General features: G+C 71.2%; 10 protein-coding genes. 7 read left to right on the forward strand and 3 right to left on the reverse strand.

Going from position 1 to position 12,789, the window contains the following annotated elements:
- Positions 1 to 64: 64 nt before the first annotated feature.
- Together AC1DWR_RS01775 and AC1DWR_RS01780 are read right to left on the reverse strand one after the other, a co-directional pair.
- Complete coding sequence (locus tag AC1DWR_RS01775) at positions 65 to 982, reverse strand: TIGR03086 family metal-binding protein (RefSeq protein WP_477623440.1); 918 nt, start codon at positions 980 to 982, stop codon at positions 65 to 67.
- Positions 982 to 1,959 (reverse strand): phosphotransferase family protein, encoded by a 978-nt coding sequence (locus tag AC1DWR_RS01780; RefSeq protein ID WP_477623441.1) that lies wholly within the window; start codon positions 1,957 to 1,959, stop codon positions 982 to 984. Before AC1DWR_RS01780 ends, AC1DWR_RS01775 begins: the two co-directional genes overlap by 1 nt.
- A gap of 79 nt (positions 1,960 to 2,038) precedes the next feature.
- On the opposite strand from AC1DWR_RS01780, the gene AC1DWR_RS01785 reads away from it, so the two are divergent.
- The 6 genes from AC1DWR_RS01785 to proB all read left to right on the forward strand — a co-directional run bounded on the left by AC1DWR_RS01785 (position 2,039) and on the right by proB (position 9,829).
- Complete coding sequence (locus tag AC1DWR_RS01785; RefSeq protein ID WP_477623442.1) at positions 2,039 to 2,791, forward strand: TIGR03936 family radical SAM-associated protein; 753 nt, start codon at positions 2,039 to 2,041, stop codon at positions 2,789 to 2,791.
- A 169-nt stretch (positions 2,792 to 2,960) separates the two neighbouring features.
- Positions 2,961 to 6,170, forward strand: coding sequence for an Rne/Rng family ribonuclease (locus AC1DWR_RS01790; RefSeq protein WP_477623443.1), 3,210 nt, complete (start codon positions 2,961 to 2,963; stop codon positions 6,168 to 6,170).
- A 200-nt stretch (positions 6,171 to 6,370) separates the two neighbouring features.
- On the forward strand, positions 6,371 to 6,679 hold the full coding sequence (gene rplU / locus AC1DWR_RS01795) for a 50S ribosomal protein L21 (protein ID WP_140741724.1): 309 nt from the start codon (positions 6,371 to 6,373) through the stop codon (positions 6,677 to 6,679).
- A 36-nt stretch (positions 6,680 to 6,715) separates the two neighbouring features.
- The gene (rpmA, locus tag AC1DWR_RS01800; protein WP_179420401.1) at positions 6,716 to 6,985 is read left to right on the forward strand and encodes a 50S ribosomal protein L27; all 270 of its coding nucleotides are present in this window, start codon (positions 6,716 to 6,718) and stop codon (positions 6,983 to 6,985) included.
- A 176-nt stretch (positions 6,986 to 7,161) separates the two neighbouring features.
- On the forward strand, positions 7,162 to 8,694 hold the full coding sequence (gene obgE, locus AC1DWR_RS01805; protein ID WP_477623444.1) for a GTPase ObgE: 1,533 nt from the start codon (positions 7,162 to 7,164) through the stop codon (positions 8,692 to 8,694).
- Positions 8,695 to 8,704: 10 nt separating this feature from the next.
- The gene (gene proB, locus AC1DWR_RS01810) at positions 8,705 to 9,829 is read left to right on the forward strand and encodes a glutamate 5-kinase (protein WP_477623445.1); all 1,125 of its coding nucleotides are present in this window, start codon (positions 8,705 to 8,707) and stop codon (positions 9,827 to 9,829) included.
- Between the two features lie 21 nt (positions 9,830 to 9,850).
- Here the strand turns inward: proB and pdxY are convergent, their stop codons facing one another.
- Positions 9,851 to 10,702: a pyridoxal kinase PdxY gene (gene pdxY / locus AC1DWR_RS01815; RefSeq protein WP_477623446.1), complete on the reverse strand. Its 852-nt coding sequence runs from the start codon at positions 10,700 to 10,702 to the stop codon at positions 9,851 to 9,853.
- 89 nt (positions 10,703 to 10,791) lie between these two features.
- Here pdxY and AC1DWR_RS01820 point away from each other — a divergent pair, with 89 nt between their 5' ends.
- Complete coding sequence (locus tag AC1DWR_RS01820) at positions 10,792 to 12,072, forward strand: glutamate-5-semialdehyde dehydrogenase (RefSeq protein WP_477623447.1); 1,281 nt, start codon at positions 10,792 to 10,794, stop codon at positions 12,070 to 12,072.
- Positions 12,073 to 12,789: the final 717 nt, after the last annotated feature.

Below are 12,789 nucleotides of genomic sequence, written 5' to 3' on the forward strand. Positions count from 1 at the left end.
CCCCGGGCGGGCCGGTCGCAGGCGAGTGCGGATTCCGTTGCGGTGCGTAGTCAGCGGTGCGTGGTCAGCCCTTGACGTACGACAACTTTTCGCAGATGAGCCCGTCGCGGAAGCGGACGACGTCCACGCCGCGGACGTGGCCCGGCGTGCCATCGTCGTTCGTCCAGGCGTAGGACCAGCGGAACAGCGCCCGGTCACCTGCGACGAACTGCTCCTCGGTCGTGAAGACAGGGTCCGTCGTCTCGGCGAACATCTGGGTCCACACGGCGCGCACGGCATCGGCCCCCTCGTGGCGGACCCCGTCCGGCGCCGGCCCCGTGGCCTCGAACAGGCAGTCCGGCGTCATCTCCAGCAGGGCCGCGTCCATGTCCCCGTTCCCGAACGCCCGCAGGAAGCGTGCGGCGCAGGCATGGTTGGGGCCCCACTCCGAGTCGCGTCCGAAGGTGGCGAGCAGGTCGGCCTGGGACCCGCCGTGGGAGATGGCCCGTGGCGCCACGGCGCCGACGCTGCGGTAGGCCTCCTCGCGCTCGGCGAACCAGCCGGCCACGCCCGCCACGAGGGTCGGGTCGAGCCGCCGGTCCGTCCCGGTCGCCGCCGACAGGTCCCAGGAGTGGATGAGGTGGTCCGAGGCGAGTTGCCAGACGTACTCGGCGACGTCGGTGTCGCCGAAGGACAGGGGAACCGTGCCGCCCCGGGGGAGCCGCTCGGCGACGGACGTGGTGGCTGCCTTCGCCGCATCGATCGACCGCGCCACCGGCTCGTCGCCGAGCAGGTCGCCGTCGAGGCGGTCGCCCACCTCCTGGATCGTGCCGCCCTCCATGAGGGCAGCGGTCCACAGGTCCTCCGACGTCACGTGGTTGACCAGGTCCCGCACGCTCCACTCGCTGCAGGGGGTGGGGGAGTCCCACTGGTCGTCGCGGACCGCGACGACGACGTCGGCCCAGCGCTCCACCGTGCGGTGGTACAGCGTGTTGAGGTCCATCAGATAGCTCCGCTCTGCAGTGCCGTTCTGGTGGCCCGTACCCACCAGTCGAGGTCCGTCCTCTCCCGGGCCCGGATCGCCCGGTCCGGGTGCTCGACCGCGTCGAGCGCCTTGTTCCACCCCAGCCAGACCATGGCCGACAGGAGCCCGAGGTGCATGGTCCGGTCGTCGCACGCCTCGCCGGCCGCTGCCCGATACCAGCCGATCAGGTCCTCCCTCGTCGCCTCGACGACCGAGGAGCACCCGGCGACGAACCTGGCGATGTCGAGGGCTCCCGGTCCCTGCGTCGCCATCGCCCAGTCCAGGAGGACCAGGTCGTCTCCCTCGAACGCCATGTTGACCGTGGCCAGGTCACCGTGGGCCAACGTCGACGGCGAACGGTGCAGGGCGGTGACGAGCGGGGTGGGGTCGTCGAGCAGGCGGAGCACGGGGTCAGCGACGTCGGGCGGGACGGCATCGGCGAACAGCTCCCATCCGCGCAGCGCCAGCCGCATGAGCTCGACCTCGGCGACCCGGGCCTCCCGGACGCGTCGCGGGGTGAACAGCGTCACGACGAGGTCGAGCTGAGCCAGTCCGGGCGGCGCCTGGCCGAGAAAGGCACGGTGGAGGGAGGCGACTGCGGTCATCGTCTGTGCGGCCCGCTCGGCCGAGAGCCGGTCCTCCCACGTCAGGACGCGGTCGCCGAGGTCCCGCAGCACCAGGACCGTGCTGTCACCCTCGACCCAGCCGTCCACCACGGCGTGACCGACGCCCGAGGGCAGCCGGTCGAAGGCGCCGTCGCGCCACAGGACGTACTCCGGGGAGGGCCCACCGCCCGTCATGGCCAGGGTCACGTCGTGTCGGGGGTCGACCCGCTTGACCACGAGCGCACGCCCGTCCCGGAGCCGGACCCGCTCGAGCCCCACTCCCGACTTGCCCACGTGGTCCGAGACCACTGTGCGTTCCACGACGTCGCTCAGGACGTCGCCCGCTGCCACGAGTCCACCGTGGCACGGAGCGCAGCCGCCCACCATGGCCCGATGGAGCCACTCAGGAGCCGGTGCCTAGGCTTGCCCCATGGCCAGGCAGCGCGTTCCCGAAGGACCCCCACCCGCCCTGGCGGTGCAGAAGCTGCGGATCCGGTACGCGAAGCGGGGTCGGCTGCGGTTCTCCTCCACCCGTGACTTCCAGCGTGCCCTCGAGCGTGCCCTGCGCCGTGCGGGGGTGCCGATGGCGTTCTCGGCCGGCTTCCACCCGCACCCGAAGATCAGCTACGCGAACGCGGCGCCCACCGGGACCGCCAGCGAGGCCGAGTACTTCGAGATCTCGGTGACCGAGAGGGTCGACCCCGAGTCCGTGCGTCGGGCCCTCGACGAGGCGCTGCCCGAGGGGTTGGACGTGCTCGAAGTGGTCGAAGCGGCCCCCGGTGCGCTCGCGGACCGGCTCCAGGGCAGCGACTGGGTGATGGACTTCCCGGGGCTCACCGTCGAGCAGCTCCAGCAGGCCGCCGACCAGCTCCTCGCGCTCGACCGGGTCGAGGTCACCCGCACCTTCAAGACCGGTCCGAAGACCTTCGACGTGAGATCGGCCGTCGTGTCGATGACCACGGAGCCGTCGCAGCGCCCCGACTGTGCGATACTGCGGGTGGTTGTACGGCACACCACACCGGCCGTACGCCCCGACGACGTCCTGACCGCGCTGCGAGCAGCCACGGAGCTCACGCCACCGACACCACCCCTGGTGACCCGACTGGCGCAAGGCCCGCTGCGACCCGCAACCGCTGGGGTGGCTGATCCACTGGCTGCCGACAAGAACGACGACGGCGCCTGACCTGGTGCCGCGCGACCTGCGCGAGCCTTGACGGGCGTAGCCCACCCGACTTCCGTGTCGACGGCACCCGCCACCGACACGACGCAACACCGCGCACCACGTGGCCGATGGGAGAGTCCTCCGGGACTCTCGGTGTGGCCTTCGCCCGTGGGTGACGGAAGGGCGCCGAATGGCCTCCAACGAAGACCTGTTCACATCAGACTCCTCAGGCACCTCAGAGGGCCCAGACACCTCGGGTACCTCCGCGCAGGAGCCTGCTGCGGACGCTGGCGTCAGCGCCCCGGCACCAGCCCGCAAGCGTGCACGACGGGCGACCAAGAAGGCGTCCGCACCGGAAGCTGTCGAGGTCACCGACTCGGGCGCAGCCGTCGTCGCGCAGGACGTCCTGGCCCTGGACGCTGCCCTCGGCTCCACCGAGACGGATGCCGCCGACACGACCGAAGCTCCCGTCGCGGCGAGGAAGGCCGCCACCAAGTCGGCCACCAAGAAGACTGCGAAGAAGGCCACCGCGAAGAAGGCGGCTCCCAAGAAGGCCGCCAAGGCCACCGCCGACTCCCTTGCCGCCGACGTGGAGCCCGCCGTCGACGGGACGGCCATCGGCGAGACCATCGACGAGACCACCGACCCGACCGCGGTGGACGCCGAGCCTGCCACCGCCGCCCGCAGGACGAGGTCGCGTCGGGCCACCCGCGCCACGGCAGAGCCGGCGCTCGACGAGACGATCAACGACGAGACGATCGACGCCGAGGCCACCGAGGCCACCGAGGGCGAGACGCCCGAGGACGAGACTTCCGAGGACGAGGCCGCAGCGACTGCCGCTGCCGTGCCGAGCTTCGGCGTGGTGTTCCAGGCGCCGGACCCGGCAGCGGCCCGGCCGACGCGCCGCCGCGCGGCCACCAAGGCGGCGGGACCGCCGCAGGTCACGGAGGCAGCCCCGGTCGTCGAGCAGGACACGACAGGCGAGGCAGAGCAGGCCGATGGCGCGGCCGAGGTCGGCGAGGTGCAGGACGCACCCGCACCGCGCCGCCGCCGCGGCCGTGGGGCCAGGCAGCAGGGCGGCGCCCAGGGCGACGCAACCGCCCGCGAGGACGCCGACACCGCCGAACGCACCGAGGACGCCGCGCAGGCCGACCAGGGTGGGGACGGCCACGCAGGCGACGACGACTCCGAGGGCGGTCGCCGCCGGCGCCGCCGTGGCGGCAAGGGCCGCGGCCGTGGCCGAGGTCAGGGCGACGCCGACGCCGCTGTTTCCTCTGAGGACGACGACGAGCCCTCCTCCGAGGGCCCCGACTCCGATGCCCTCGACGACCAGGGTGGTGACGGCGACGCGTCGTCAAGCCGTCGTCGTCGTCGCCGTCGCCGCAGTGGTTCCTCGGCCGAGGGGGACGACCCGCCCGGCACCGTGACCCGCGTGCGCGAGTCCCGCCGCGACGAGCCGCAGAGCGTGAAGGGCTCGACCCGCCTCGAGGCCAAGAAGCAGCGTCGCCGCGAGGGCCGCGAGGCCGGCCGTCGTCGCACGATCATCACCGAGGCCGAGTTCCTCGCCCGTCGCGAGAGCGTCGAGCGAGTCATGGTCGTCCGCGAGCGTGAGGGCCGCACCCAGATCGGCGTGCTCGAGGACAACGTCCTCGTCGAGCACTACGTGTCGCGCGAGAGCAACGCCTCGATGGCGGGCAACGTCTACCTCGGCCGGGTCCAGAACGTGCTCCCGTCCATGGAGGCTGCCTTCGTCGACATCGGCAAGGGCCGCAACGCCGTGCTGTACGCCGGTGAGGTCAACTGGGATGCCGCGGGGCTGGAGAACAACCAGCCCAAGCGCATCGAGAACGCCCTCAAGTCCGGTGACACCGTTCTCGTGCAGGTCACCAAGGACCCGATCGGTCACAAGGGCGCCAGGCTGACCAGCCAGATCTCGCTCCCGGGCCGTTACCTCGTCTACGTGCCCGAGGGCTCGATGACGGGCATCTCCCGCAAGCTCCCCGACACCGAGCGCAGCCGCCTCAAGGGCATCCTCAAGGAGGTCGTGCCGGACAGCGCCGGCGTCATCGTGCGCACGGCCGCCGAAGGGGCGAGCGAGGAGGAGCTGCGCGCCGACGTGGAGCGACTCACCAAGACGTGGGACAAGATCAAGGGCAAGGCCGACTCCAAGGGCAAGGCCAAGGGCGGGTCCCCGTCCCTCGTCCACGGCGAGCCGGACCTCACGGTCCGCGTCATCCGCGACGTCTTCAACGAGGACTTCACCTCCCTCGTGGTCGCCGGCGACCAGGCCTACGGCGAGGTCAGCGACTACCTCGGCGACGTCGCCCCCGACCTCGCCGAGCGGCTCCAGAAGTGGACGTCCGAGGAGGACCTGTTCACCCACTACCGCGTGGACGAGCAGATCGCCAAGGCCATGGACCGCAAGGTCTGGCTGCCCTCGGGTGGCTCCCTGGTCATCGACCGCACGGAAGCCATGACCGTCGTCGACGTCAACACGGGCAAGTTCGTCGGCTCGGGGGGCAACCTCGAGGAGACCGTCACCAAGAACAACATCGAGGCGGCTGAGGAGATCGTCCGCCAGCTCCGGCTGCGCGACATCGGCGGCATCATCGTCATCGACTTCATCGACATGGTCCTGGAGAGCAACCGCGACCTCGTGGTGCGCCGCCTCCTGGAGTGCCTGGGCCGGGACCGGACCAAGCACCAGGTCGCCGAGGTGACCTCGCTCGGCCTGGTCCAGATGACCCGCAAGCGCGTCGGGTCGGGCCTCATCGAGGTCTTCTCCGAGACCTGCGAACACTGCGGTGGACGCGGGATCATCGTGCACGCCGACCCGGTCGACCGGTCGTCCGGTGGCGACGGCCGGGACAGCCGCGACAACCGGGACAGCGGTGGGGGCAGTCAGGGTGGCGCCGGCTCGAGCGGCCAGAACTCACGCAGTGGCCGCGGCCGTCGCGGACGCTCCGGCACCTCGGCCCCTGAGGAGCAGGCCCCGCCGCAGCCGGTCCACTCCGGTCCGACCCCGGCCCAGATCGCCGCAGCCGCGCACGCGGCGGCCCTGAAGTCGGCCGACCACCACCACCACGACGACGACCACGACCACCCCGAGCACGACGACCTGGGTGGGCAGGATGCACCGGTCGTCGAGGTGCACGAGGACGTCGACCAGGAGCAGCCCGACCAGGCTGTCCCGGAGACTGCCTCTGAGGTTGCCCCTGAGGTTGTCCCTGAGACGCTGACGGAGCCCGAGTCGGTCCGCGAGCTCGCTCCCGAGCCCGTGGCCCTGGCCCCGAAGCGCCGCAAGCGCGGCCGCGTCGTCGCACCGGCCGGCCCGCYGCGCGCAGGCGCCGGCGACGCCGACGGCGAGCCCTCCGCGGAGGCGACGGCAGAGCAAGCCTGAGCCGTGCGGCATACCGGTGGATCACCCGTCGGTGTGCCGCACGACCGCCGGTTTGGTCGGCAAGGCCCCTAGCCGGTAATCTTCACCCTTGGTGCGCCCACCATCCGGCGTCCGCGGCTGAGTTGAGTCACAGCGCGGGTAGCTGCCGGCCGGTCCAGACAGAGAGCGCGTGCCACCCGAAGTAGGAAAGAGAGTTCCACGTGTACGCGATTGTTCGCGCTGGTGGTCGCCAGGAGAAGGTTTCCGTCGGCGACGTCCTCATCATCGACAAGGTCAGCGGCAAGGCTGGCGACAGCATCGACCTGACCCCCTTGCTCGTCGTCGACGGCTCGACCGTGACCAGCGACGCTGCCAAGCTCGCCAAGGTCAGCGTCAAGGCTGAGGTCGTCAAGGCCGCCAAGGGCCCCAAGATCACGATCATGAAGTACAAGAACAAGACCGGCTACCGCAAGCGTCAGGGCCACCGTCAGCACCTGACCCAGGTCAAGATCACCTCGATCGACGCCTGAGTTTCGGACCAGAACAAGACATAGGCAGGTACTGACATGGCACACAAGAAGGGTGCGTCCTCGACCCGCAACGGTCGCGACTCGAACGCACAGTTCCTCGGCGTCAAGCGCTTCGGCGGCCAGCTCGTGAACGCGGGCGAGATCCTCGTCCGCCAGCGTGGCACGCACTTCCACCCCGGTGACGGCGTCGGCCGTGGCGGCGACGACACGCTGTTCGCGCTCGTCGCGGGCAACGTCCAGTTCGGCACGAAGCGTCGGCGCAAGGTCGTCAACATCGTCCCGCTGGAGACCTCGGACGCCAGCTGAGCCTCCGGGCGAAGCAGGAGATCAGATACCTCCGGGCGAAGCAGGAGATCAGAAACTTCGGTATGCCGCGTGGCCAGGCCACGCGACGCACCGCACCGGAGGGGGSGGGCCCGACACGGGCCCGCCCCCTCCACCCGTCCCACCTAGAATTCATGCCTGAGACCAGAGGAGCCCCCATGACCACGTTCGTCGACCGCGTCGTGCTGCACGTCGCCGCCGGCGACGGCGGACACGGAGTCGCCTCGGTCAAGCGCGAGAAGTTCAAGCCGCTCGGAGGCCCCGACGGCGGCAACGGCGGACGGGGCGGCAACGTCATCCTGCGGGTCGACCCCAACGTCACCACGCTGCTCGACTACCACCACCACCCCCACCGCAAGGCCACCAACGGCAAGCCCGGCGCCGGCGACGAGCGCAACGGCGCCGACGGTGGCGACCTGGTGCTGACCGTTCCCGAGGGCACGGTCGTCAAGGACGGCTCCGGGGCGGTGCTGATGGACCTCGTCGGGCTCGACGGTGAGTTCGTCGTCGCCAAGGGTGGCCGCGGCGGCCTCGGCAACAAGGCCCTGTCGTCGGCCCGTCGCAAGGCGCCCGGCTTCGCCCTGCTCGGTGAGCCCGGTGACACCCTCGACATCGTCCTCGAGCTCAAGTCGCTCGCCGACGTCGCGCTGATCGGCTTCCCCTCTGCAGGGAAGTCCTCACTCGTGTCGGTGCTGTCGGCCGCGCGACCCAAGATCGCGGACTACCCGTTCACCACGCTGGTGCCCAACCTCGGCGTCGTCCAGGCCGGTGACGCCCGCTTCACCATCGCCGACGTCCCCGGGCTGATCCCGGGCGCCAGCGAGGGCAAGGGCCTCGGGCTGGAGTTCCTGCGCCACGTCGAGCGGTGCTCGGTCCTGGTGCACGTGATCGACTGCGCGACCCTCGAGCCCGGCCGCGACCCGATGAGCGACCTCGACGTCATCGAGCGCGAGCTCGCCCAGTACGTCCCTGACGCGACCCTCGGCGGCCGACCGCTGGCCGAGCGCACGCGCATGGTCGTGCTCAACAAGTCCGATGTCCCTGACGCGAACGAGCTGGCCGACATGGTCAAGCCCGACCTCGAGGCGCGCGGCATCGAGGTGTTCGTCGTGTCCGCGGTCGCCCACACGGGGCTGCGTGAGCTGACCTTCGCCATGGCGCGGCAGGTCAAGGCCGCTCGGGCCGAGATCGAGGCCGCAGCCGCGGCCACCCCGCAGCGCATCGTGATCCGGCCCAAGTCGGTCGACGACACCGGCTTCAAGGTCATCCGCGAGAACACCCCGGACGGCGAGGTCTTCCGCATCGACGGTGAGCGGCCCACCCGCTGGGTGCGCCAGACCGACTTCTCCAACGACGAGGCCGTGGGTTACCTCGCCGACCGGCTGGGCCGGGCCGGCGTCGAGCAGGCGCTCTTCGCCGCCGGGGCGGTCGCCGGAGCCACCGTGCTCATCGGCCCGAAGGACGACGCCGTCGTCTTCGACTGGGAACCCACCCTCGTGGCCGGCGCCGAGCTGCTGGGCGCCCGCGGCACCGACCTGCGGCTCGAGGACGCTGCCCGTCCCACCCGCGACGACAAGCGGGCCGACTACGCCGACCGTCGCGCGGCCAAGACCGCCGCCCGCGACGAGCTCGCTGCCGAGCGTCGGGCCGGTCACTGGGCCACGGCGAAGGACGAGGACGCCGAGGAATGAGCGTCGAGGGATGAGCGCGGCTGACCGCCGGGGGGACGTGGCCCGCGCCCGGCGCCTCGTGGTCAAGGTCGGTTCGTCGAGCCTGACCGACGTCGGGGGAGGGGCGCTCGACGAGGAGCGGCTCATCGCCCTCGTCGACGTGCTCGCCAAGCGACGCCTCGCCGGTCACCAGGTCGTGCTGGTGTCCTCGGGCGCCATCGCCGCGGGCATCGCACCTCTCGGCCTGACCAGGCGGCCCTGGGACCTCGCGACCCAGCAAGCCGCGGCCAGTGTGGGGCAGGGAGCCCTCGTCGCGGCATACCAGCGGGCTTTTGGTGTCCACGGGCTCACGGTGGGGCAGGTGCTCCTGACGGCCGACGACATGACCCGTCGGTCGCACTACACCAACGCACGGCGCACCCTCGACCGGTTGCTCGAGCTGGGCATCGTGCCCATCGTCAACGAGAACGACACCGTGGCCACCCACGAGATCCGGTTCGGGGACAACGACCGGCTTGCCTCCCTGGTGGCCCACCTCGTGCACGCCGACGGGCTCGTCCTGCTCACTGACGTGGACGCCCTGTATGACGGGCCGCCCAGCCGAGCCGGCACCAAGCGGGTGCCGACCGTGGTCGGGGGAGCGGGCCTGGACGTGATCGCGATCGGCGGCACGGGTTCGAGCGTCGGCAGCGGCGGAATGGTCACCAAGGTCGAGGCGGCCTCCATCGCCAACGCCGCGGGGATCACGACCGTGCTCACCAGTGCGACCCAGGTCGAGCAGGCGCTGGCCGGCGAGGACGTGGGCACCGTGTTCGTCCCCACGGGCTCGCGCCGCACCTCCCGCAAGCTGTGGCTGGCCCACGCCACGACGCCGATGGGCCGGCTGCTGCTCGACCCGGGGGCAGTGCGAGCGGTCACCGAGCGGCGTACGTCGCTGCTGCCCGCCGGGATCACCGGAGTCGAGGGCACCTTCTCCGACGGCGACCCCGTGGACCTGTGTGCTCCCGAGGGGCGCGTGGTCGGCAGGGGCTTGGTCAACTACAGCTCTGCCGAGCTGCCCGGCATGCTGGGCCGCTCGACCCACGAGCTGGCCAAGGAGCTCGGGCCGGAGTACGAGCGTGAGGTCGTCCACCGCGACGACCTCGTCATCCTGTAGGACCGTCTTCACCTGGCGCCCTCAGCGGAGCCGGCTGACCTCGAACTGCAGTCGCGGCTCGGCGATGGTCTCCTGCGACTGGACCAGCTGGAGCTCTCGCTCGCCGGAGTCGAGGGTGTTCTGGAGCAGGTCGAACACGCTGCTCGACGTCCGGGCCAGGGCCACCGCCGGGTCGCCGGTCGACAGCAGGTGCGCGGTGAACAGGGCAGCCGTGACATCGCCGGAACCGTTGGCCTTCATGGCCAGTCGCGGCGTCTGGACGATCCATGCGCCGTCGTCGGTGACGGCCATCATCTCGATGGTGTCGGCGGGGGCGTCGGGACGCTCGACGCTCGTGACCAGCACGATCGACGGACCCAGGTCGCGCGCGAGGTCAACGGAGGCCAGCGTCTCCTCGATGGTCCGAGGCTGCGTGCCCGTGAGGTAGCCGAGCTCGAACTGGTTGGGCGTGATCAGGTCGGCGGCCGGGACCACGCGCTCGCGCAGCAGCACCGGGATCGCCGGGTGCACGAAGCAGCCGCTCTTGGCGTTGCCCATCACCGGGTCGCAGGCGTAGATCGCACTGGGGTTGGCCGCCTTGACCCGCGCCACGGCGTCGAGGATCACGTCCCCGATGTCTTCGCCTCCCTGGTAACCGGACAGCACCGCGTCGACCTCGGCGAACGCGCCACGCTCCTCGACGCCCCGCAGGACTGCGCGGACGTCGTCGGCGGGCAGCAACGGCCCGCGCCACTCGCCGTAACCCGTGTGGTTCGAGAAGTGAACGGTGTGGACGGGCCAGACCTCGACCCCCAGCCGCTGGAGGGGGAAGACGGCGGCGCTGTTGCCGACGTGGCCGTAGGCGACCGAGGACTGGATCGACAGGATGCTCACGCCAGCATTCAACCAGCGTGGCGGAAAGGTCCCCACCCGGCTGCTGGACGGGCGCATGGCGGGGTGGCCACGCGGCATACCCTTGGGGCATGGCTGAGATCGACCACGCCGCCGTCGCGCAGGTCGCCACCGCGGCCCGCGCCGCTCGCGCGGCCTCCCGCAGGCTGGCGCTGCTCTCACGGGCGGACAAGGACGCTGCGCTGCACGCGCTCGCCGATGCCCTCGACGCCGCAACCGACCGCGTCGTCGCGGCCAACGCCGAGGACCTCGAGCGCGGCCGCGCTTCCGGTATGCCGCAGGGCCTGCTGGACCGCCTGGCTCTCGACCCGCAGCGGGTCGCCGCCGTGGCCCAGGCGCTGCGTGACGTGGCCGCCCTGCCAGACCCGGTGGGGGAGGTCGTCCGGGGCTCGACCCTCGCCAACGGCCTGCAGATCCGCCAGGTGCGGGTACCCATGGGCGTCGTCGGCATGGTCTACGAGGCGCGCCCCAACGTGACTGTCGACGCCGCCGGGCTGGGCCTGAAGTCCGGAAACGCCGTCATCCTCCGGGGAGGCTCGGCCGCCGAGTCAACCAACCGCGCGCTGGTCGACGTGATGCGGGCGGGCCTTGAGGCCCAGGGCCTGCCGGCGGACGCGATCACCCTCCTCGAAGGCGGACGGGACTCGGTGCGTGCCCTGCTCACCGCGCGCGGGCTGGTCGACCTGATCATCCCTCGCGGCGGTGCCGGCCTGATCCAGACCGTCGTGACCGAGTCCACGGTGCCGCTGATAGAGACCGGGGTGGGCGTCGTGCACGTCTACGTCGACGCTGCCGCAGACCTCGACAAGGCCCTGGCCATCACGGTCAACGCCAAGACCCATCGACCGAGCGTCTGCAACGCCGCCGAGTCGCTGCTGGTCCACCAGGCGGTCGCGGCTGACTTCCTGCCCAAGGTCCTGGCCGAGCTCTCAGGTGCCGGTGTGGTCCTGCACACCGACGACGCATCGGGCGCGGCTGCTGAGGCTGCCGGGGTGGCCCATCAGGCGGCCACCGAGGAGGACTACGGGACCGAGTACCTCGCGTTGGAGATGAGCGTCCGCGTGGTGCCCGACCTCGACGCCGCCATGGAGCACATCCGCACCTACGGCTCCGGGCACACCGAGGCGATCGTGACCGAGGACCGCGCCGCCGCTCGACGCTTCACCAGCGAGGTCGACGCCGCTGCCGTCATGGTGAACGCCTCGACGCGGTTCACCGACGGGGGAGAGTTCGGGTTCGGCGCGGAGATCGGGATCTCCACCCAGAAGCTGCACGCCCGGGGGCCGATGGCCCTGCCGGAGCTCACCACGACCAAGTGGATCGTCGAGGGCGACGGACAGGTGCGCGCCTGACGCTCGGGTGTGTCCAGGGACAAGGTGAGAGCCCCTCGAAGTATGAGTTCGAGGGGCCCTCGGTGGCGATCCTCCCGGCCGCTGACAGAGCCAGCTGCTGGGTGGATCTCCGGGTGCGAGGTCCGGTGCCACCGAGGTGGCGCCATGCTCGCGGTGCGGGTGCTGTCGTCACCGAGGTGACGACTCTCCCCACGGGTGGTGCAGTTCCTCGGCCGGCGAACCGGCCATGTCCCTGCCCCTGTCGATCGCCCACGTCCTCCGGCGAACCGGATGTTGTGGCCACTGCGACGATGGCGCCCTGCCTGCTCCGGCGAACCGGTGCAAGCCACGGCGATGCGATCTGGTCAACGGGCCCGGCATTCCTCCGCGGCGTCGCCCGCGGACCTGTCAGCCCGAAGGCTTCAAGGACCTCGTCCGAGCGAACCCGGTCGAGGCGGTCGTCCGTTATCCGGCTGACCTGTGCTCCTGTCTCACGGCCGTCCCGGGTCTCCCCGTTTCGACCCTCCGACCGGAGCGCGTGAGAGATTTCTAATGGCCGCATCCGTTGTGCCGCAATAGGTTTCGCGAAACATTTTTCGTCCACCGGTTTCCCACACCGTTGTCCACACCCGGCCGTGCTCGCACGGGATGTTGTACACACCCCTGTGCACAACATCCGTGGACAGACGCGCCGATGAATCCGGTCCGATCCCCGGGCGGATCCCGGGAGAGCGGGGG

This window comes from Pedococcus sp. P2_E2, assembly GCF_056403955.1.

Coding starts and splice junctions, on each gene's coding strand:
- proB (WP_477623445.1), top strand. CDS start 8,705: ATGAGCGCGGCTGACCGCCGGGGGGACGTGGCCCGCGCCCGGCGCCTC.
- AC1DWR_RS01820 (WP_477623447.1), top strand. CDS start 10,792: ATGGCTGAGATCGACCACGCCGCCGTCGCGCAGGTCGCCACCGCGGCC.
- AC1DWR_RS01785 (WP_477623442.1), top strand. CDS start 2,039: ATGGCCAGGCAGCGCGTTCCCGAAGGACCCCCACCCGCCCTGGCGGTG.
- obgE (WP_477623444.1), top strand. CDS start 7,162: ATGACCACGTTCGTCGACCGCGTCGTGCTGCACGTCGCCGCCGGCGAC.
- rpmA (WP_179420401.1), top strand. CDS start 6,716: ATGGCACACAAGAAGGGTGCGTCCTCGACCCGCAACGGTCGCGACTCG.
- AC1DWR_RS01775 (WP_477623440.1), bottom strand. CDS start 982: ATGGACCTCAACACGCTGTACCACCGCACGGTGGAGCGCTGGGCCGAC.